This is a genomic window from Kosakonia sp. BYX6 (genome assembly GCF_038449125.1).
GTDB lineage: Bacteria > Pseudomonadota > Gammaproteobacteria > Enterobacterales > Enterobacteriaceae > Kosakonia > Kosakonia calanthes.
The window spans coordinates 170,258-189,066 of the sequence record NZ_CP151800.1; the positions used below are offsets into that span (position 1 = coordinate 170,258).

Below are 18,809 nucleotides of genomic sequence, written 5' to 3' on the forward strand. Positions count from 1 at the left end.
AACACTGGTTTATTTTATGAGTGACAAATATAAAATTGGAGATTATAACGTTTTCACTAAATCTAATGGTGAAAAATATCTGCAAATATTTAATGATTTCCTGACGTATAACATAAATGTCCTGAAAGTATTTCGCAGTATTGATGATACTAAAGTATTGTTGATTGATACACAGTATGGGAAATTTATATTAAAAGTGTTTTCGCCGAAAGAGAAAAAGATTGAGCGTTTTCTCAAATCTATTTTCAAAGGTGATTATTATGAGGCATTATTTCACCAAACTGAACGAATGAGAAAAAATGGTGTAGATACCATCAATGATTTCTACTTGCTTGCGGCAAAGAAAACTTTTCGCTTTGCACATTCATATATCATGTTGATTGAATACATTAAGGGCGTTGAGCTTGCTGATTACGAAGTGATAGATGACGATTTGAAGAACAAGATTAAAGCATCAATATCTGAGCTACATCAGAATGGAATGGTCTCAGGCGATCCACATAAAGGAAACTTTATTATACAGAACGGCGAAGTTCGTATTATTGATTTATCAGGAAAATCGCCCTCCTTACTTAGAAAAGCAAAGGATCGCATTGATTTGGAACGTCACTACGGCATTGCTAATAATATTAAAGATATTGGCTATTATCAGTTTATCTATAAGAAAAAATTTAGAAATTTTGTTCGAAAAGTTAAAGGAAAAGAAATCCGCTAGCAATTACCACATTCTTGTATACATAGCTCCCTCCCTGGTTATATTATCTTTTTAGCCATGACAAATTGCATCTTTCTGCAATTATGTCAGAGCATTAGCAGACGAAATCTTCTTTCATAACAAAACGTTAGTTGTCGCGAAGACTACATCTATTTCAAGAGGTTGCTCAGTATGTTAAACAATCATATTGTTAATCTGAATTAGTAATATGCATTAATCTCAATAGGTTTCTTATGAATAATATAAAATATATTACACACGCCTGCGTTGAGCGCCTGATAAAGCATAGAAACTCAGAGGATGTAGTCATCTTTTTATCGGGTCCAACATCAAAGAAAACGCCACTGTCTATTCTGCGCAATAAGGATGTCATCGCGGTTAATGGTTCGGCTGCATACCTTATAGATAACAACATTACGCCATTTATCTATACATTGACGGATGCGCGGTTTCTGCTGCAACGACGTGATGATTTTTATAAGTTTAGTCGTAACAGCCGATTTACTGTCGTAAATACAGATGTTTATGAAGAGGCTTCAGAAGAAGATAAAAAGTATTTGCGCGAAAACTGCCTAATTTTGCAAGCATTCTATAAACGTGAAAAAGGTGGGATTTATAAGAAGCTTAAACTCTCATTAAAATCCCGATTGCATAAAAGCTTGCTGATCGATGTCCCATGGTCAAAAAAATCCCGACTGGTGGGTTTCAGCACGGATATTGCTATTGGGTATTGTTCCTGTCACACCGTTGCCTATACAGCGATTCAAATTGCTTATTCTTTGCAATATTCGTTGATTGTATGTTCCGGTTTAGATCTTACTAATACTTGCCGGCGCTTTTACGATGAAAGTGCCAGCCCTATGCCGTCGGAACTCAGTAACGATTTACATAAAATAATTCCTTTTTTCAAATATATGCGAGAAAAAGTTTCAGATATCAATATTTATAATTTATCTGACGATACCGCTATAAGTTACGATATTATTCCTTTTATCAAACCGGATGAAATAGACAAGTTATGTTATCGCAGTAGCCAGAAATATAACGAAGATATAAATTTTGACCGCAAACTAGATACACTCGCTAATTAGTTACTTCACTTCAAAAAATCTGTCGGTAGGGAAAATGCGCCTTGGAAAATTTCATAAGAAAAAAAGGTATTTAATCAATCTAATTAAAATCAATATCCTTTCTTTCTTGTTCAAAAATAAACTCGGTTCGAGTATCGATGGTGCTTCTATAAAAAGCTGCTTGCTGATACATGACAATAATAAAATCGGTGATTTAATAATCCTCAGCGCGTTATACCGCATATTAGCCGCTAAAAATATTGAGTTATCTATTTTGTCTTGCAGCACTGGACACGATTTTCTGAAATCGCATCCGCATATCGCTCATTTCTTTATTAAAACATCAAATAGCGTTTCTGATACGCTAAAACTCCGTAACGAGTTGAAGAAATATCATTTCGATGTGGTGTTAGACCCTTTCGAAACTTTCCCTTGTTTTAGTCATTCACTGCTACTTTCAGGCTTGAATACTTCATACGTGCTTGGTTTTGATAAATGGTACAAACGATATTATTCTCGTTACCATTCTCACGATGAGCACCTGAGTGAGCATATGTCGACACGGACAAAGGTAATTGTTCAGCAGCTTTTTGGGCATGATGAAAATTATAATTATAGTTACGATCTCTTTATCCCTGCTGATATAGAAAAGTCGGTCAAGGAATTTATTGGCGCTTCACAGGTCGTTGTTATTAATCCTTTAGGTGCTAAGAAAATTTGCAGGTTAACGGCCGAACAAATCAAGCTTGTGCATAGCTGGATAAGTGAGCATTACCCTGAGCTAAGAATTATTTATACGGGGCATCCTAATGATTTGCCTTCTATTCCCGTCGATAATATAGAAACCCTGCCGCAAAAGGATTTCATTTACACTGTCGCCCTGACAAGATTTTGCAAATACGTTGTCTCGGTAGATACAGCCCTTGTACATATTGCTTCCGCTTGGGATCGCCCTATGTTGGCACTTTATCCACGAGCTCGTACCGCGGAATATCCATCGCCGTTAATTTGGTCGCCGAATAACGCAAACGCACTACAAATTATCTCACCGACATGTTTTGTCAGCGATATTGAGAACCATATTTTACTGGAAAGTCTTGAAAAACTTTTCGGAAGAGAAGTGAAACTGTGAAAGAAGAATGGCCACGTTGAGTGGCCTTTTTTTTATTGTTTTACTGCTCGCTACGTTTTTTATTGAATAGCAAAAGAATAGCAATGCCACAGATAATAATGATAGGTATGCTTCTCGCCCAAATGATCACGTCGCTTAAACCTGTACCAATGATAGCCAGTGAATAAGCAAACAAGCCTAGCGATTTGAAATAATAAACAGAAAACATCAGTGCGACGTAAAACGCCACGATGGAAAACGCGCCGATAATGCCTTTGAGTGAGGCACTTTCAATGATTTCATTGTGTAAATGAATATTCGTAAATAAGCGTACAGGGCTTAATGTCTTGTCCTGAACAATCATCGCCTGAACTTCCCTTGATCGATCCTCGGCCGATCTCCATTTTAATGGCGAATCCTCAAATAAATTAATGCCAGACTCATACATAGCAAAGCGGGCGCCAAGCGATGTATTGCCGGAACCTTGTTGATACAAGTTGATGTCATTCATCGCCGCATTATAGCGCTTTGCTATCGGTTGGCTGAAAATCAACCCGAGAACAATAAGCAGCGTCAGGAATCCGCATATTGCCAGAAAAAGTCTCTTAGGATTTTTGAGGTAATAGGTAACGATTGTAATACAGCAAATCACTGGAAAAATGAGAATTGAAGAGCGAGTTCCTGTCATGATCAGTGCGGAAAAAACCATCACTGCATTTATTACGAATAAGAATGGATGACTTTTTGGCGTATTAAGAATGGATATGGCACTGATCAGACCAATAAGCATAATGGAGTAAGCCGCGCCCGTAGAAGTCCCTATGCCAAAGTCAATCCTGCCCATTCCAATAACAAATTTCTGTACCGCTGCATAGCCTAAAATAATAAAAGAAACGGTGTAAAGTAGATAAAGAATGGCCGTATTTTTATACTGTATTTTTGATGTGGCCGCCAACGTTACGATGAACACCCCGAAAATGAATACTCGCGCCGTATTAATATAGTTATGATAGGTTGCTTTGAAAGGGGAATTATCGACTTTAAATAATTCGTACCAAATGAGATTAATGATACCAATAAAAAGAATGGATGCGGGTAACGCAGCAATTTTCCAGTTAATAGCCGTTGATTTCCCTTTTAAAAGCAATGTTAGTATTGCCAGAATGCCGCTAATATTAAACAGCTTCATACTCAGATTATTATCAACCATCGCAACGAGCAGTGTGGCTGCGCTCAACAGAAATGTTGCCTTTTCCAAAATGGAAGATGCCTTTGACGGGTAACTCTTCCAGTTTTGCCGCGTAATAGAGACTGACATCAAATTTCCTTTAATTTAGATTTTTAATCGCGCTCAATACTGTATCCGCATGCAAATGAGCTAAATCCCGGTCAGTCGAGCAGCAAATATTTTGATTCTTCCCATACCCGCCAATCAACCCCGGATCGGTCGGTCCGTATAGCGTGATATTAGGTCTATCCAGTGCTGCTGTCAGATGGCTCAAACCGGTATCAACCGACACCACAAATTTCGCCCCGGCAATTACCTGGGCTACTTTCTCCAGGCTCAAGCGCGGCAACACTTCCACGTAATCAAACCCTTCTGCCAGCCGCTTCGCACGGGCTTCTTCGTGCGGCGCGCCCCACGGCAATTTAATCTTCAGCCCTGAATCTTTTAACAAACCAATCAACGTGCGCCAGTGGCTTTCAGGCCAGTGCTTATCGTCACGGGTTGTGGCGTGTAAAAATACAGCATATTGCGTATCCAGCGTGCCAGGAGCAGTGAGAAAGTGCTGCGAAATGGCGTAATTGCCCTGCGTCTGTGGTTTGGTATAACCCAAGCTTTTGGCGAACAGTTCGCGGGTGCGTTCGACGGCATGTTGCTGTTTTGCAATGTGGTGCCGACGATTGTAGAACAGGCTCGCCAGCGGCTCGCGCACTGTGCCCCAGTCCATACCGTGCTTCACACCATGCGCCAGCCGGGTGACCAGCGCGGCGCTTTTCACCAGCCCTTGCGCGTCAATAATCGCATCATACTCCTCGGTCCGCACCGCTTCGCGAAACGCTTTGCGCTCTGCGGCAATGGGCGCGGAGAACCAGGCTTTACGCCAGCGACGAATCGCGACCGGGATCACGCGGTCGACAGCGGCATGCCAGGAAGGTATCTGTGCGAAACCCTCTTCAACGACCCAATCGAAGCGGAGCCCCGGAATGGCCTGCGCGGCATCAGTCAATGCTGGCAGCGTATGCAAAACATCACCCATGGAGGAGGTTTTAACAATCAGTACCCGCATCAATTATCCTTCCGCATCCAGCAACAGGCAGTTCAACTCTTCCAGCACTCGCTGCGGCGTAATGTCAATCAAGCTTTGGTGATACCCTTCAGCTGCTTCCCCTTTACGCACTTTGTGGTAACCGGAGATAAGGCGGATAACGCGTGCTTTGTGCGACAACGGCGGAGTGAAATCCGGGCTGCTCGGGCCGTACAGCGCCACCAATGGGCGGTCAAGTGCGGCGGCGACATGCATCAGGCCGGAGTCGTTGCTGACCACGGCTTTGCATGCGGCGATTAACACAACCGCTTGTTCCAGCTGTGTTTCCCCGGCTAGATTGCGGCACCATGCCTGCTGTTCGGTGCTCAGCGAGGCCATAATCTGATTACCGGCTTCATGATCTTTTGCCGACCCGAACAACAGCACTTGATAACCTTCGTCAATCAGTTGCTTTGCCAGTTCGGCATAGTGATAGTGCGGCCAGCGCTTGGCCGGGCCAAACTCCGCGCCAGGACAAAAGCCAATCATCGGGCGTTCGGCGGCAAGATCAAACGTGGCGCAAGCCTGTGATTTTTCACCGTCATTCACTTGCAATTGCGGCCACAACAGCGGCTGCGGCAGATCTCTCGCCGAGCGCATTACGCCTTTGTCATATGCCAGCGCCACATAGCGTTCCACCATCAACGGCCAGGCTTGTTTGTCCAGCACTCGTGCGTCGTTAAGCAGGCCATAGCGCATTTCACCGCGCCAGCCAGTACGGTGAGGAATACCGGCAAAAAATGGCACAAGTGCGGATTTAAACGAGTTTGGCAGAACATATGCGCGATCATAACGCCGTTCACGCAGACTGTGGCCCAGCTTACGACGCGCGCTAATCTCCAGTGCACCGTGACCAAGCGGCATGGGAATAGCTTCGTTGACTTCCGGCATACGGGATAAAAGCGGACGGCACCACGCGGGTGCCATCACATCGATAATTGCCTGGGGAAAACGCGCTTTCAGCGTGCGATAGAGACTCTGCGACATCATCATGTCGCCCACCCAGGACGGGCCAATGACCAGAATTTTCATACTTACGCGTCGCGGTTCAACCAGGCCATGTATTCGGTGACGCCTTCGGCGACGGTTTTGAATGGCTTGTCGTAGCCTGCGGCGCGCAGGTTAGTCAGATCCGCCTGGGTGAACGCCTGGTAGCGGCCTTTCAGTTTGTCCGGGAATGGAATGTATTCGATGCTGCCTTTTTTGTGGAAGGCGAGGGTGGCATCGGCAACTGCCTGGAAAGACTCCGCGCGACCGGTGCCCAGGTTAAAGATGCCAGAGACGCCGTTTTCCCAGAACCACAGGTTGACTGCCGCCACATCGCCAACGTAAACGAAATCGCGTTTAAAGTTGTCGCTGCCTTCAAAGAGCTTCGGGCTTTCACCGTTGTTCAACTGAGTGTTGAGGTGGAAAGCCACGCTCGCCATGCTGCCTTTGTGGCCTTCGCGCGGGCCGTAGACGTTAAAATAACGGAAGCCGACAATCGGCGAATCCGCTTCCGGCAGAATGCCGCGCACGTACTCATCAAACAGCATTTTTGAGTAGCCGTAGACGTTCAGCGGTTTTTCGTATTCACGGGATTCAATAAAGTCCGACGTGCGACCGCCATAGGTGGCGGCGGAAGAGGCGTACAGGAAAGGAATTTCGCGCTCCAGACAGTAATGCAGCAGCTCTTTGGAGTACTGATAGTTATTATCCATCATGTACTTACCGTCCCATTCGGTGGTGGAAGAACACGCACCTTCGTGGAACACCGCTTCAATATCGCCGAACTCTTCCCCGGAAATAATCTGGATCAGGAAATCTTCTTTATCCATATAGTCAGCGATATGCAGGTCGACCAGATTGACAAATTTGGTGCCGTCTTTCAGGTTGTCCACCACCAGAATGTCGGTGATGCCTTTATCATTCAGGGCCTTAACGATGTTGCTACCGATAAAACCCGCGCCGCCGGTGACGATGATCATAACTGTACCTTTGAAAAATGGAGCGCTGAGACAATCTCAGACACGAATAACTTTATCATACCATCACATTGACAGCCCTTCAGCCATTCCCCGGTCAACGGCGTAGCTATGCGTGATTTATGCTACAAAATGGATAAGGAATGATGTGTCATCTCGTATCAACGTATAGCTTTGGGTAATATGTGCCGAAATTTGCCCAGTCTGGAGAATTGCGATGCGTGGGGACTTTTATCAACAGTTAACGAACGATCTGCAAACCGCCCGTGCGGAGGGGTTGTTCAAAGAAGAACGCATTATCACATCGGCGCAGCAGGCCGATATCACCGTGGCGAATGGTAGCCACGTCATTAATTTCTGTGCCAATAACTATTTGGGTCTGGCTAATCACCCGGATCTGATCGCGGCGGCAAAAGCCGGCATGGACAGCCACGGCTTCGGCATGGCGTCAGTGCGTTTTATCTGCGGAACTCAAGACAGCCACAAAGTGCTGGAGCAGAAGCTCGCCGAGTTCCTTGGCATGGAAGATTCCATTCTTTACTCCTCATGTTTCGACGCCAACGGCGGGTTGTTTGAAACCCTGCTGGGCGCGGAAGACGCCATTATTTCCGACGCACTGAATCACGCTTCTATCATTGATGGCGTGCGGCTGTGTAAAGCGAAACGCTACCGTTATGCCAATAACGACATGCAAGAGCTGGAAGCGCGCCTGAAAGAAGCGCGTGAAGCGGGTGCGCGTCATGTGCTGATTGCCACCGACGGCGTGTTCTCAATGGATGGCGTGATCGCCAACCTGAAAGGCGTTTGCGATCTGGCGGACAAATACGATGCGCTGGTAATGGTGGATGATTCGCACGCGGTCGGTTTTGTTGGTGAAAATGGTCGTGGCACCCATGAATACTGCGAAGTGATGGGGCGCGTCGACATTATCACTGGCACGTTGGGCAAAGCACTGGGCGGCGCGTCGGGCGGCTACACCGCGGCGCGTAAAGAGGTCGTGGAGTGGCTGCGTCAGCGCTCGCGCCCGTACCTGTTCTCTAACTCTCTGGCACCGGCAATTGTCGCCGCGTCTATCAAAGTGCTGGAGATGCTGGCTTCTGGTGATGAGCTGCGTGAGCGTCTGTGGACGAACGCGCGTTTGTTCCGTGAACAAATGACTGCCGCAGGTTTCACGCTGGCGGGCGCCGATCACGCCATCATTCCGGTGATGCTGGGCGATGCGGTGGTGGCGCAAAACTTTGCGCGTGAGCTGCAAAAAGAGGGGATTTACGTCACCGGATTCTTCTTCCCGGTGGTGCCGAAAGGTCAGGCGCGTATCCGCACGCAGATGTCCGCTGCGCATAGCCCTGAACAAATTGAACGTGCGGTAGCAGCCTTTACCCGCATTGGTAAACAACTGGGTGTGATCGCCTGAGGACGTGAAATGAAAGCGTTATCCAAACTGAAAGCGGAAGAAGGCATCTGGATGACCGACGTGCCGAAACCGGACGTCGGACATAATGACCTGCTGATTAAGATCCGCAAAACCGCCATTTGCGGTACCGATGTCCACATCTACAACTGGGATGAATGGTCGAAAAAAACCATTCCAGTGCCGATGGTTGTCGGGCATGAGTATGTGGGTGAAGTGGTTGGCATCGGTCAGGAAGTGAGAGGCTTTAAGATTGGCGATCGCGTTTCTGGCGAAGGCCATATCACTTGCGGCCACTGCCGCAATTGTCGCGCGGGACGCACGCATCTGTGCCGCAACACCGTTGGCGTGGGTGTTAATCGCCCTGGCTGCTTCGCTGAGTATCTGGTGATCCCGGCGTTCAACGCCTTCAAAATCCCGGACAATATCTCTGACGATCTGGCATCGATTTTCGACCCGTTTGGCAACGCGGTACACACCGCGCTCTCCTTCGATTTGGTGGGTGAAGATGTGCTGGTCTCCGGCGCAGGCCCGATCGGCATTATGGCGGCGGCGGTGGCAAAACACGTTGGCGCACGTCATGTCGTCATCACCGATGTGAATGAGTATCGCCTTGAGCTGGCGCGCAAAATGGGCGTGACCCGTGCGGTTAACGTGGCTAACGAGAGCCTCACCGATGTGATGGCAGAATTGGGCATGACCGAAGGGTTTGATGTTGGCCTGGAGATGTCTGGCGCGCCGCCTGCGTTTCGTACCATGCTCGATACCATGAACCATGGCGGTCGCATTGCCATGTTGGGTATTCCACCGTCTGATATGTCTATCGACTGGAACAAAGTCATCTTCAAGGGGCTGTTTATTAAAGGGATTTATGGCCGCGAGATGTTCGAAACCTGGTATAAGATGGCAGCGCTGATTCAGTCGGGTCTGGATCTCTCGCCGATTATCACTCATCGCTTCGGTATCGACGATTTCCAAAAAGGCTTCGATGCGATGCGCTCGGGCCAGTCTGGAAAAGTTATTCTCAGCTGGAATTAACAATAAATAAGGGTCGTAAACCGGCCCTTATTTTTTCTACGATAAATCTTAAAGCCTTCCATTAATTGTAAAGTTTTGTCGGCGACATAAAACCTACATATTTGCGCAATAATCTTATTACCTGAATCTGTCTCTGCAGCTAACCTTCAATTAATATTCCGATGCCATGAAACTTAGCTGAAGAAGACGTGTCTGACTCTTTACATAATAAATAAGCACTATCTTAATTCTTTCTTAAGTAAAGCAGCTTCAAAATAGTCACGACCATTACAATTAATCAGGTAATTAATGATGAATAGCCCTGGGAAACTTAGCGTTATCATTCCGCTCTACAACGCGGGTGATGAATTTATACCTTGCATGGAATCGTTGTTATCGCAAACCTGGACTGCACTTGAAATCATCATCGTCAATGACGGTTCAACCGATCATTCTGCTGAATTAGCAGAGGGTTACGCAAAGAAGTATCCGCACATTCAGCTTATTCATCAGTGTAACGCTGGCGCTTCTGTCGCACGTAACCGTGGGCTGGAATATGCAACGGGTGAATATGTTGCCTTTGTGGATGCCGATGACATCGTCTACCCGCAAATGTATGAAAAGCTGATGAAAATGGTGCTGGAAGATAATTTGGATGTCGCGCAATGTAATTCGGATTGGTGCGATCGCCAGACAGGAAGCACCTGGCAGTCGATTCCGACCGATCGCGTGCGTTCCACCGGGGTGCTCAGCGGGCCAGATTGGCTGCGTAAGGCGCTGGCGTGCCGTCGCTGGACGCATGTCGTGTGGATGGGTGTTTATCGTCACGACGTCATTAAACAAAATAACATTTCTTTTATTCCGGGTTTACATCACCAGGATATTATTTGGTCGACCGAATTTATGTATAACGCCAAACGTGTGCGATATACCGAACAATCGTTATATAAATATTTCCTTCACGATTGTTCTGTTAGCCGTTTAAAACGTAGTGGGCAGAAAAATCTGGCTTATCAACGCCATTACATGAAAATTACCCGCCTACTTGAAAAATTAAATCGCGATTATTCCGATCGCATAACGATATATCCCGAGTTTCATCAGCAGATTACTTATGAAGCATTGCGCGTATGTCATTCGGTACGCAAAGAACCCGATGAGGAAATTCGCAGACGTATGATTGCGGAGATTTATACCTCAGGCATGTTCAAAAGAATGATCACGAATGTGCGCAGCGTAAAACTCGCTTACCAGACCTTACTGTGGTCCGCGCGTCTCTACAAATGGCGGGACAAAACCGTGTCGCATCATCGTCTTGCCCGCAAGGCGCTGAAAATCTACTAAGTTCAGCCTACTTCCGGCCCCAGCCTTGCCACTGGTGCTGGAAGTATTGCACCAACATGCTCTCGCTGACACTTTCACCTACCACGCTAAAGAAGCGGCTGGCATAAACCGGCTCAGGCCTCTGCTTCGCTTTACACACTTTCACTCCATGGAACGGGTTACGCGGCGGTTGTGGCGGCTGCGGCTGATTTGGTGTCGACATATCGACTTGCGGTTCATTGAGCAGGTCGCTCGGGCGAACCAGGGTAATGTCTTCAGGCAAGCTCGCCAGCTCTTGCTGCAATACGCGAACAGTTGACGGGTGCGGATGGCCAATGGCGATCGCGGAGCCGTTGCGGCGCGCCAGCGCGACAGCGCGATTGAACTGGCGGCGGATATCGCCTTCGTTTTGCGTATCGTCGAGGAACACTTTGCGTTTAATCACTTTCACACCGGTTCCTGATGACGCGCGCATCGCCTGGCTGTTGCCGATGGTCATACTGTCGAGAAAATAGAGATTGTAACGCTCCAGCGCTTGCATCACTTTCTGCATGCCGAACAGGCTGGAGGTCATGGCGCTACCCATATGGTTATTCAGCCCCACAGCGTACGGCACCTTACTGACGGCATCGCTAATAATGCGTTCGATTTCCGCGCTGCTCATCTCCGGGCGCAGGGTGTCTTTTTCCAACGGTTGTTTACTGAGGGGGGCCATCGGTAAATGGATCAGTACTTCGTGGCCGCTATTATGGGCTTTGGTCGCCATTTCATGGGCATGCGTTGCGTTGGGCAAAACCGCGACGGAGACCGCTTTCGGCATTGCCAGCACCTGGTTTTCCGCTTGTGGGCGGTAGCCAAAATCGTCGATAACGATGGCCAGTTTTCCGGCGAAAACCGGCGAGGAGAACGCCAGCGCGCTGGCAAGAGTAAGAACGATACGGCGAAATTGAAGCAAACCTATCTTCCCAACCACGGTTGTGGATTGACCGCCTGACCCTGACGGCGAATTTCGAAATAGAGTGAAGGTCGGCCCTGACCGCCACTGCTCCCAACGAGAGCTATCGGCTGACCCGCGCGCACCTGCGTGCCGACGCTCACCAGGGCACTTTGGTTATAGCCATAGAGGCTCATATCGCCTTTGCCGTGTTCAACCACCACCACCAGGCCATAGCCTTGCAGCCAGTCGGCCAGGATCACGCGCCCATCGGAAATGGCTTTAACTTCGCTGCCTTCAGACGCACCGATAACAATCCCTTTCCAACGTAGCTCACCCTGCAACTGTTCGCCATAGCGATGCAGTAATGGGCCGCGAACCGGCCAAATCGCCTGGCCGGATGGCGAACCTAATCCGCCGGTACGGGACATCAGCGAACGTTCGCTTTCGGTGGGTTTGTACGTGGTGCCTTTGCGGCTGGCTTCTTTCTGACGATCGCGCACCGCCTGTGCTTCACGCGCTTCGCGCTCGGCACGGGCTTTGGCGGCGGCCTCCGCACGGGCAAGGCGGTCGCGCAAACGCGATTCGTTGGCGCGCATTTCGCTCAGTTGCTGCTGCCCTTCCTGAATGGAGGACTCCAGCCCTGCGAGGGTTTTTTGCCGCTCGCTGCGAGCTTGCTCCAGCTTCGCCTGCTGCGCTTTTTGCTCATACAGCAGCGTTTGTTGCTGGCTCTGTTTCTCTTCCAGCTCGCTTTTCTGCGTGGCAACTTCTTCGCGCGTTTGTTTCAACTGGGCGATAGTTTCCTGCCGCGCCTGGTTGAGATAACCGAAATAGGCTTGTAAACGTTGGCCGCGCTGGCTCTCTTCACCGCTCAAAATCAGTTGAATACCCGTGTGTTCGCCCTGGCGAAATGCGGCATCAAGCTGCGCCGCAAGATTGTGCTCCTGCGTCGCGCGCTGGCGTTCCAGTTTGGCGATCGAGGCATTCATCTCGTTGATTTGTTTATCGAGCTGAGCAAGGGTGTTTTGCGTTTCGTGAAGTTGGCGAGCAGCGGCAGAAATAGCCTGTTCCTGTGCTTTCAATTGCGCGAGAAGGCTGGAGCGTTGCTGTTGTTGCTGACGTACCGCGCGCTCCTTGGCGGCGATATCGGCCTGAATAGATTTAAGCTGGTCGCGGTCATCCGCGTGGGCGGGAACAGCGCACAGCAATGCGCCAGCGCTGAGTGCGCTGGCGCAAAGCAGAGGTCGAATCCCGACCCATGTAATTGAAAAAATCGCCTTTCCCCTCATGGGGAGCGATTATTCCACGATGAACAGCGGCTTACCAGTCATCTCTTGCGGGATTTCCATGCCCATCAGCGTCAGCATGGTTGGCGCGATGTCGGAAAGTTTACCGCCTGCGACGGCTTTCACGGCTTTATCACCGACGTAGATCAGCGGTACCGGCAGGTTGGTGTGCGCGGTATGCGCCTGGCCGGTTGACGGGTCGCGCATTTGTTCGGCGTTACCGTGGTCGGCGGTGATCAGCAACTGACCGCCAACGGATTCCACGGCTTTCGTCACTTCTGCAACGCAGCTGTCCAGCGCTTCAACGGCCGCTACGGCTGCGTCAAACACACCGGTGTGACCCACCATATCGCCATTCGGGTAGTTACAGATGATGGTGTCGTATTTGCCGCTGGTGATTGCGCCGACCAGTTTTTCGGTCAGCTCGGCGGAGCTCATTTCCGGCTGCAAATCGTAGGTGGCAACCTTCGGCGAGTTGATCAGAATACGATCTTCGCCCGGGAACGGCTCTTCAACACCGCCGTTAAAGAAGAAGGTGACGTGGGCATATTTTTCCGTTTCGGAAATACGCAACTGCGTTTTGTTCTTCTTCGCCATCCACTCGCCCAGCGTGTTCGCCAGTGAAGCTGGTGGGTAGGCAACCGGGGTTTTGATATCGGCGGCATATTCGGTAAGCATGACGAAATCAAGCTTAACCACTTTCTTACGTGCGAAGCCGTCGAAATCCGCGTTAACGAACGCGCGAGTGATTTCGCGGGCGCGGTCGGCGCGGAAGTTCATGAAAATCAGCGCATCGCCATCTTCCATTGCTGCATCGGCCTGGCCCGCAGCGCGAATCACGGTCGCTTTAACAAACTCATCGTTTTCATCACGCGCGTAAGCCGCTTGCAGACCGGCAACCGCGCTATCGAAAGTGAACTCGCCTTTGGCCTGGGTCATCAGGTCATAAGCTTGTTCAACGCGATCCCAGCGGTTATCGCGGTCCATTGCGAAGTAACGACCAATAATGGTCGCAACGCGGCCTTTACCCAACGCGGCAAATTTCTCTTCGAATTTTTTCAGTGAAGATTCTGCACTACGCGGCGGCGTATCGCGGCCATCAAGGAAAGCATGCAGATAGATTTTGTCCGCGCCACGTTCGGCGGCCAGTTCAACCATCGCCATAATATGGTCTTCATGGCTGTGCACGCCGCCTGCGGAGAGCAGACCCATAATGTGCACGGCTTTGCCGCCAGCCACGGCTTTATCAACCGCGCCACCGAGGACTGGGTTGGTAAAGAAGGTGCGTTCTTTGATTTCGACATCCAGGCGAGTCAGATCCTGGTAAACGATACGGCCAGCGCCAAGGTTGACGTGCCCAACTTCGGAGTTGCCCATTTGGCGATCCGGCAGACCCACTTCGAGGCCGGAGGCATCAATCAGGGTATGCGGACGGTTTGCCCACAGCTGGTCCATTACCGGGGTCTTTGCGTTGAAAATAGCGTTATCCTGCTGGTCTTCACGGTAGCCGTAGCCATCCAGAATCACCAGTACCATAGGTTTTTTAGAAACCGACATTGCGACAACCTCTGCTCTGAAGACAAAAAAATTTTGCGTAATTTTACTACAGCTGAATCGATAAAATAGCCGCAGAAGATCAAAGAAAGCGGTCGGGCAGGGGGCTGATTTCCCCGCGTTTGTTTATTTTTTTCGTAACACTCCGCAGAAAATGCATTCCATCGCGCTCGCTGGCTGTATTTGCCACCCTGCGCAGGTATACTCCTTGCTGGTTTTTAATCACTCAGTCGGGAGTTATTACCCCAGATGCAAGAAATTATGCAATTTATTGGACGCAACCCGATCCTCTGTATCGGCTGGATTGCGTTGTTCGGCGCAGTATTATTCACCACTTTCAAAGGCATTGCGTCGAAAGTGAAAGTGATTTCCCGGGGCGAAGCCACACGCCTCATCAATAAAGAAGATGCGGTGGTTGTGGACTTACGTCAGCGTGATGATTTCCGTAAAGGTCACATCGCAGGCGCGTTGAATTTGCTGCCTAACGAAATCAAAGCCAATAATGTAGGTGAGCTTGAGAAACACAAAAGCGCACCCATTATCGTTGTTGATGGTACTGGCATGCAGGCGCAGACCCCGGCAAATGAGCTGGTAAAAGCCGGTTACGAGAAAGTCTTTGTGTTGAAAGATGGCATCTCTGGCTGGATCGGCGAGAATCTGCCATTAGTTCGCGGCAAATAATTTACCCGGTGGGCTGCGGCCCACGGGGGAAATCGGGAGAAAAGTAATGGCCAATATTGAGATCTACACTAAAGCAACCTGCCCTTTTTGCCACCGCGCGAAAGCGCTGCTGAGCAGCAAAGGTGTCGCTTTTGCTGAGTTGCCGATTGATGGCGACATGGTAAAACGTGAAGAGATGATTCAACGTAGTGGCCGTACGACGGTTCCGCAGATTTTTATTGATGCACAGCACATTGGCGGCTGTGACGATTTATATGCGCTGGATGCGCGTGGCGGATTGGATCCGCTGTTACGTTAATGCTTTTAGAGCACTACAACACTTAAGGGTTATTCACTCATGTCTGAACAAAACAACACCGAAATGACTTTCCAGATTCAGCGTATCTATACGAAAGATATCTCTTTCGAAGCGCCGAATGCGCCACACATCTTCCAGAAAGAGTGGCAGCCGGAAGTGAAGCTGGACCTCGACACTGCCTCCACCCAGCTGGCAGATGGCGTTTATGAAGTGGTTCTGCGCGTTACAGTAACCGCATCTCTGGGTGAAGAAACCGGCTTCCTGTGTGAAGTTCAGCAGGGTGGTATCTTCTCAATCGACGGTATCGAAGGAACGCAGATGGCGCACTGCCTGGGTGCATACTGCCCGAACATTCTGTTCCCGTATGCCCGTGAGTGCATCACCAGCCTCGTTTCCCGCGGTACATTCCCGCAACTGAACCTTGCGCCGGTCAATTTTGATGCGCTGTTCATGAACTACCTGCAACAGCAGACTGGCGAAGGTGCCGAAGAACATCAGGATGCCTGATGAACGCACTTAATGCTGCAATGACTGTGATCGGTGCCGGCTCTTACGGCACCGCTCTTGCCATCACACTGGCAAGAAATGGCCACCCGGTTGTGCTGTGGGGCCATGACCCAAAACATATCGCGACCCTGCAACACGATCGTTGCAACGTGGCGTTTCTTCCCGATGTGCCTTTCCCCGACACGCTCCAGTTGGAAAGCGATCTCGCACGTGCGCTGGCCGCCAGCCGTAACATTCTGGTCGTTGTGCCAAGCCATGTTTTTGGCACTGTGCTGTCGCAAATCAAACCGCTGATGCGCGACGATGCGCGTATCGTCTGGGCGACGAAAGGGCTGGAAGCGGAAACCGGGCGTCTGTTACAAGACGTCGCGCGTGACATCTTAGGTTCGGCGATCCCGCTGGCGGTGATTTCCGGACCCACCTTTGCCAAAGAGCTGGCGGCAGGTATGCCGACGGCGATCTCTCTGGCTTCTACCGATCCGCAATTTGCGGAAGATCTTCAGCAGCTGCTTCACTGTGGCAAAAGTTTCCGCGTTTACAGCAACCCTGATTTCATTGGCGTGCAGCTTGGCGGCGCGGTGAAAAACGTGATTGCCATTGGTGCGGGCATCTCCGATGGCATCGGTTTTGGCGCGAATGCCCGCACGGCATTAATCACCCGCGGCCTGACCGAAATGTCGCGCCTTGGCGCGGCGCTGGGCGCCGATCCGGCCACCTTTATGGGCATGGCTGGCCTGGGCGATCTGGTGCTGACCTGTACCGACAATCAGTCGCGTAACCGTCGTTTCGGCATGATGCTTGGCCAGGGCATGGACGTGCAAGGCGCACAGGACCAGATTGGTCAGGTGGTCGAAGGTTACCGCAATACCAAGGAAGTGCGCGCTTTGGCGCACCGGTTTGGCGTCGAAATGCCAATAACCGAGGAAATTTATCAGGTATTGTATTGCGGAAAAAATGCGCGCGAGGCAGCATTGACCCTGTTGGGCCGTGCTCGCAAGGAAGAGAAGTAATCGGTTAATCGCAGGGACTCTGCAAAACATCACGTTAAGGCAGGCAAAGACCGGCCTGTCATATTATCTCGTCTGGAGTAAGCAATGCCGTGTGAAGAACTGGATCTGGTCTGGAACAATATCAAAGCCGAAGCCCGCGCGCTGGCGGACTGTGAACCCATGCTGGCCAGTTTTTACCACGCAACCTTACTCAAGCATGAAAACCTGGGCAGCGCGCTGAGCTATATGCTGGCGAACAAACTGGCTTCGCCGATTATGCCTGCCATCGCGATTCGCGAAGTGGTGGAAGAAGCCTACGCTGCCGACCCGGAAATGATCGCGTCTGCCGCCTGTGATATCCAGGCCGTGCGCACGCGCGATCCGGCAGTGGATAAATACTCCACGCCGCTGCTCTATTTAAAAGGTTTCCATGCCTTGCAGGCTTACCGCATCGGCCACTGGCTGTGGAATCAGGGCCGCCAGGCGCTGGCGATTTTCCTGCAAAACCAGGTGTCGGTCAGCTTCCAGGTGGATATTCACCCGGCGGCGAAAATTGGCCGTGGCATTATGCTCGACCATGCGACCGGTATTGTGGTGGGGGAAACCGCCGTTATCGAAGATGACGTGTCAATTTTGCAGTCGGTCACCCTCGGCGGGACCGGCAAAACCAGCGGCGATCGCCACCCGAAAATCCGCGAAGGCGTGATGATTGGCGCCGGTGCGAAGATCCTCGGTAATATCGAAGTAGGTCGCGGCGCGAAAATTGGTGCGGGTTCCGTGGTGTTACAACCGGTACCGCCGCACACCACCGCCGCAGGCGTTCCGGCGCGTATTGTTGGAAAACCGGAGAGCGATAAGCCGTCGATGGATATGGATCAGCATTTCAACGGGATCAACCACGGTTTCGAATACGGAGATGGCATTTAATTTTCTGGCAGGACAGTGCTCAAAATCCTCACGTACTGCGTGTACGCTCCGGTTTTTCCGCACTGTCCGTGTTCAATCTGCCTTCGCCAATAACGCCAGAAAAATTGATGCGTGAGTATTAGGACTCACGAAAATCCAAATCCAAGGCGTCGCCGCCATCCGACAATCCAACCTACACGCTGTCAACTACGCAGTACTGCCCCCGGATAACCTAACTGACGCCAGGCCTCATAGACCACCACGGACACCGCGTTCGACAGGTTCATGCTGCGGCTGTCTGGCATCATGGGAATGCGGATTTTCTGCTCGGGCGGCAGCGCGTCAAGAATCGTCGCTGGCAGGCCGCGGGTTTCCGGGCCAAACATCAAATAATCCCCATCCTGAAAACTCACCGCGCTGTGCGCAGGCGTGCCTTTGGTGGTGAGTGCGAAAAGGCGCTGCGGCTGCTCGGCGGCTGCAAACGCGGCGTAATCAGGGTGGCGCTGCACGGCGGTGAATTCATGGTAATCCAGCCCTGCACGGCGCAGGCGTTTATCGTCCCAGGTAAAGCCCATCGGTTCGATGATATGCAGACGAAAGCCAGTGTTGGCGCACAGACGGATGATATTCCCGGTATTGGGTGGGATTTCAGGTTCGAATAAAACAATGTTTAGCATGCAGCCCCCTTAATTGCGGGGGCAGAATAGCACTCTCCCCAGGGCGGGGAGAGGATT

At 50.3% G+C, this 18,809-nt stretch carries 19 protein-coding genes; 11 read left to right on the plus strand and 8 right to left on the minus strand.

Annotation, left to right across the window (positions count from 1 at the left end; translation table 11 throughout):
- Positions 1–16 precede the first annotated feature (16 nt).
- The 3 genes from rfaY (at position 17) to AAEY27_RS00690 (ending at position 2,917) form a co-directional block, all read left to right on the plus strand.
- Positions 17–715, plus strand: coding sequence for a lipopolysaccharide core heptose(II) kinase RfaY (gene rfaY / locus AAEY27_RS00680; RefSeq protein ID WP_342323051.1), 699 nt, complete (start codon positions 17–19; stop codon positions 713–715).
- A gap of 233 nt (positions 716–948) precedes the next feature.
- The gene (gene waaZ, locus AAEY27_RS00685; protein ID WP_342323052.1) at positions 949–1,806 is read left to right on the plus strand and encodes a 3-deoxy-D-manno-oct-2-ulosonate III transferase WaaZ; all 858 of its coding nucleotides are present in this window, start codon (positions 949–951) and stop codon (positions 1,804–1,806) included.
- A gap of 34 nt (positions 1,807–1,840) precedes the next feature.
- Positions 1,841–2,917 (plus strand): glycosyltransferase family 9 protein, encoded by a 1,077-nt coding sequence (locus tag AAEY27_RS00690; RefSeq protein ID WP_342323053.1) that lies wholly within the window; start codon positions 1,841–1,843, stop codon positions 2,915–2,917.
- A gap of 40 nt (positions 2,918–2,957) precedes the next feature.
- On the opposite strand, the gene AAEY27_RS00695 is transcribed toward AAEY27_RS00690, so the two are convergent.
- The 4 genes from AAEY27_RS00695 to rfaD are packed head-to-tail and all read right to left on the minus strand — an operon-like array spanning position 2,958 to position 7,172.
- Positions 2,958–4,214, minus strand: coding sequence for an O-antigen ligase family protein (locus AAEY27_RS00695; protein WP_342323054.1), 1,257 nt, complete (start codon positions 4,212–4,214; stop codon positions 2,958–2,960).
- A 10-nt stretch (positions 4,215–4,224) separates the two neighbouring features.
- Positions 4,225–5,187, minus strand: a complete 963-nt coding sequence (rfaC, locus tag AAEY27_RS00700) for a lipopolysaccharide heptosyltransferase RfaC (RefSeq protein WP_342323055.1) — start codon at positions 5,185–5,187, stop codon at positions 4,225–4,227.
- 3 nt (positions 5,188–5,190) lie between these two features.
- Positions 5,191–6,237, minus strand: coding sequence for an ADP-heptose--LPS heptosyltransferase RfaF (gene rfaF / locus AAEY27_RS00705; protein WP_342323056.1), 1,047 nt, complete (start codon positions 6,235–6,237; stop codon positions 5,191–5,193).
- 2 nt (positions 6,238–6,239) lie between these two features.
- Positions 6,240–7,172: an ADP-glyceromanno-heptose 6-epimerase gene (gene rfaD / locus AAEY27_RS00710; RefSeq protein WP_342323057.1), complete on the minus strand. Its 933-nt coding sequence runs from the start codon at positions 7,170–7,172 to the stop codon at positions 6,240–6,242.
- Between the two features lie 214 nt (positions 7,173–7,386).
- Here rfaD and kbl point away from each other — a divergent pair, with 214 nt between their 5' ends.
- From kbl to AAEY27_RS00725, 3 genes are all read left to right on the plus strand, one after another.
- The gene (gene kbl / locus AAEY27_RS00715) at positions 7,387–8,583 is read left to right on the plus strand and encodes a glycine C-acetyltransferase (protein WP_342323058.1); all 1,197 of its coding nucleotides are present in this window, start codon (positions 7,387–7,389) and stop codon (positions 8,581–8,583) included.
- A gap of 9 nt (positions 8,584–8,592) precedes the next feature.
- Positions 8,593–9,618, plus strand: coding sequence for an L-threonine 3-dehydrogenase (gene tdh / locus AAEY27_RS00720; RefSeq protein ID WP_342323059.1), 1,026 nt, complete (start codon positions 8,593–8,595; stop codon positions 9,616–9,618).
- Between the two features lie 288 nt (positions 9,619–9,906).
- A complete protein-coding gene (locus AAEY27_RS00725; RefSeq protein WP_342323060.1) occupies positions 9,907–10,941 on the plus strand; it encodes a glycosyltransferase in 1,035 nt (344 codons plus the stop codon).
- Positions 10,942–10,948: 7 nt separating this feature from the next.
- Here AAEY27_RS00725 and AAEY27_RS00730 read toward each other — a convergent pair whose 3' ends face one another.
- Genes AAEY27_RS00730 through gpmM form a run of 3 tightly spaced genes read right to left on the minus strand, consistent with a single transcriptional unit; the run spans position 10,949 to position 14,697 of the window.
- On the minus strand, positions 10,949–11,875 hold the full coding sequence (locus tag AAEY27_RS00730; protein WP_342323061.1) for a divergent polysaccharide deacetylase family protein: 927 nt from the start codon (positions 11,873–11,875) through the stop codon (positions 10,949–10,951).
- A 2-nt stretch (positions 11,876–11,877) separates the two neighbouring features.
- Positions 11,878–13,143, minus strand: coding sequence for a murein hydrolase activator EnvC (envC, locus tag AAEY27_RS00735; RefSeq protein WP_342323062.1), 1,266 nt, complete (start codon positions 13,141–13,143; stop codon positions 11,878–11,880).
- Between the two features lie 9 nt (positions 13,144–13,152).
- A complete protein-coding gene (gene gpmM, locus AAEY27_RS00740; protein WP_342323063.1) occupies positions 13,153–14,697 on the minus strand; it encodes a 2,3-bisphosphoglycerate-independent phosphoglycerate mutase in 1,545 nt (514 codons plus the stop codon).
- A gap of 246 nt (positions 14,698–14,943) precedes the next feature.
- On the opposite strand from gpmM, the gene AAEY27_RS00745 reads away from it, so the two are divergent.
- From AAEY27_RS00745 to cysE, 5 genes are all read left to right on the plus strand, one after another.
- Positions 14,944–15,375: a rhodanese-like domain-containing protein gene (locus AAEY27_RS00745; protein WP_342323064.1), complete on the plus strand. Its 432-nt coding sequence runs from the start codon at positions 14,944–14,946 to the stop codon at positions 15,373–15,375.
- A 46-nt stretch (positions 15,376–15,421) separates the two neighbouring features.
- Positions 15,422–15,673 carry a glutaredoxin 3 gene (grxC, locus tag AAEY27_RS00750; RefSeq protein ID WP_007369517.1) on the plus strand — a complete coding sequence of 84 codons (252 nt, stop codon included), beginning with the start codon at positions 15,422–15,424 and terminating at the stop codon, positions 15,671–15,673.
- 39 nt (positions 15,674–15,712) lie between these two features.
- Positions 15,713–16,180 (plus strand): protein-export chaperone SecB, encoded by a 468-nt coding sequence (gene secB / locus AAEY27_RS00755; protein ID WP_342323065.1) that lies wholly within the window; start codon positions 15,713–15,715, stop codon positions 16,178–16,180.
- On the plus strand, positions 16,180–17,190 hold the full coding sequence (gene gpsA, locus AAEY27_RS00760) for an NAD(P)H-dependent glycerol-3-phosphate dehydrogenase (RefSeq protein WP_342323066.1): 1,011 nt from the start codon (positions 16,180–16,182) through the stop codon (positions 17,188–17,190). Before secB ends, gpsA begins: the two co-directional genes overlap by 1 nt.
- Positions 17,191–17,274: 84 nt before the next feature.
- A complete protein-coding gene (cysE, locus tag AAEY27_RS00765) occupies positions 17,275–18,096 on the plus strand; it encodes a serine O-acetyltransferase (RefSeq protein WP_342323067.1) in 822 nt (273 codons plus the stop codon).
- Positions 18,097–18,278: 182 nt separating this feature from the next.
- Here cysE and trmL read toward each other — a convergent pair whose 3' ends face one another.
- Entirely contained in the window at positions 18,279–18,752 is a 474-nt protein-coding gene (gene trmL, locus AAEY27_RS00770) for a tRNA (uridine(34)/cytosine(34)/5-carboxymethylaminomethyluridine(34)-2'-O)-methyltransferase TrmL (RefSeq protein WP_342323068.1), read from the minus strand.
- Between the last annotated feature and the right edge of the window lie 57 nt (positions 18,753–18,809).

Excerpts from the sequence above, each read along its gene's own strand:
- AAEY27_RS00745 (WP_342323064.1), top strand. The coding sequence starts at position 14,944 with ATGCAAGAAATTATGCAATTTATTGGACGCAACCCGATCCTCTGTATC.
- AAEY27_RS00695 (WP_342323054.1), bottom strand. The coding sequence starts at position 4,214 with ATGTCAGTCTCTATTACGCGGCAAAACTGGAAGAGTTACCCGTCAAAG.
- AAEY27_RS00725 (WP_342323060.1), top strand. The coding sequence starts at position 9,907 with ATGATGAATAGCCCTGGGAAACTTAGCGTTATCATTCCGCTCTACAAC.
- grxC (WP_007369517.1), top strand. The coding sequence starts at position 15,422 with ATGGCCAATATTGAGATCTACACTAAAGCAACCTGCCCTTTTTGCCAC.
- cysE (WP_342323067.1), top strand. The coding sequence starts at position 17,275 with ATGCCGTGTGAAGAACTGGATCTGGTCTGGAACAATATCAAAGCCGAA.
- rfaF (WP_342323056.1), bottom strand. The coding sequence starts at position 6,237 with ATGAAAATTCTGGTCATTGGCCCGTCCTGGGTGGGCGACATGATGATG.
- rfaC (WP_342323055.1), bottom strand. The coding sequence starts at position 5,187 with ATGCGGGTACTGATTGTTAAAACCTCCTCCATGGGTGATGTTTTGCAT.
- waaZ (WP_342323052.1), top strand. The coding sequence starts at position 949 with ATGAATAATATAAAATATATTACACACGCCTGCGTTGAGCGCCTGATA.
- trmL (WP_342323068.1), bottom strand. The coding sequence starts at position 18,752 with ATGCTAAACATTGTTTTATTCGAACCTGAAATCCCACCCAATACCGGG.
- rfaD (WP_342323057.1), bottom strand. The coding sequence starts at position 7,172 with ATGATCATCGTCACCGGCGGCGCGGGTTTTATCGGTAGCAACATCGTT.
- gpsA (WP_342323066.1), top strand. The coding sequence starts at position 16,180 with ATGAACGCACTTAATGCTGCAATGACTGTGATCGGTGCCGGCTCTTAC.
- secB (WP_342323065.1), top strand. The coding sequence starts at position 15,713 with ATGTCTGAACAAAACAACACCGAAATGACTTTCCAGATTCAGCGTATC.
- envC (WP_342323062.1), bottom strand. The coding sequence starts at position 13,143 with ATGAGGGGAAAGGCGATTTTTTCAATTACATGGGTCGGGATTCGACCT.
- kbl (WP_342323058.1), top strand. The coding sequence starts at position 7,387 with ATGCGTGGGGACTTTTATCAACAGTTAACGAACGATCTGCAAACCGCC.
- AAEY27_RS00690 (WP_342323053.1), top strand. The coding sequence starts at position 1,841 with ATGCGCCTTGGAAAATTTCATAAGAAAAAAAGGTATTTAATCAATCTA.
- tdh (WP_342323059.1), top strand. The coding sequence starts at position 8,593 with ATGAAAGCGTTATCCAAACTGAAAGCGGAAGAAGGCATCTGGATGACC.
- rfaY (WP_342323051.1), top strand. The coding sequence starts at position 17 with ATGAGTGACAAATATAAAATTGGAGATTATAACGTTTTCACTAAATCT.
- gpmM (WP_342323063.1), bottom strand. The coding sequence starts at position 14,697 with ATGTCGGTTTCTAAAAAACCTATGGTACTGGTGATTCTGGATGGCTAC.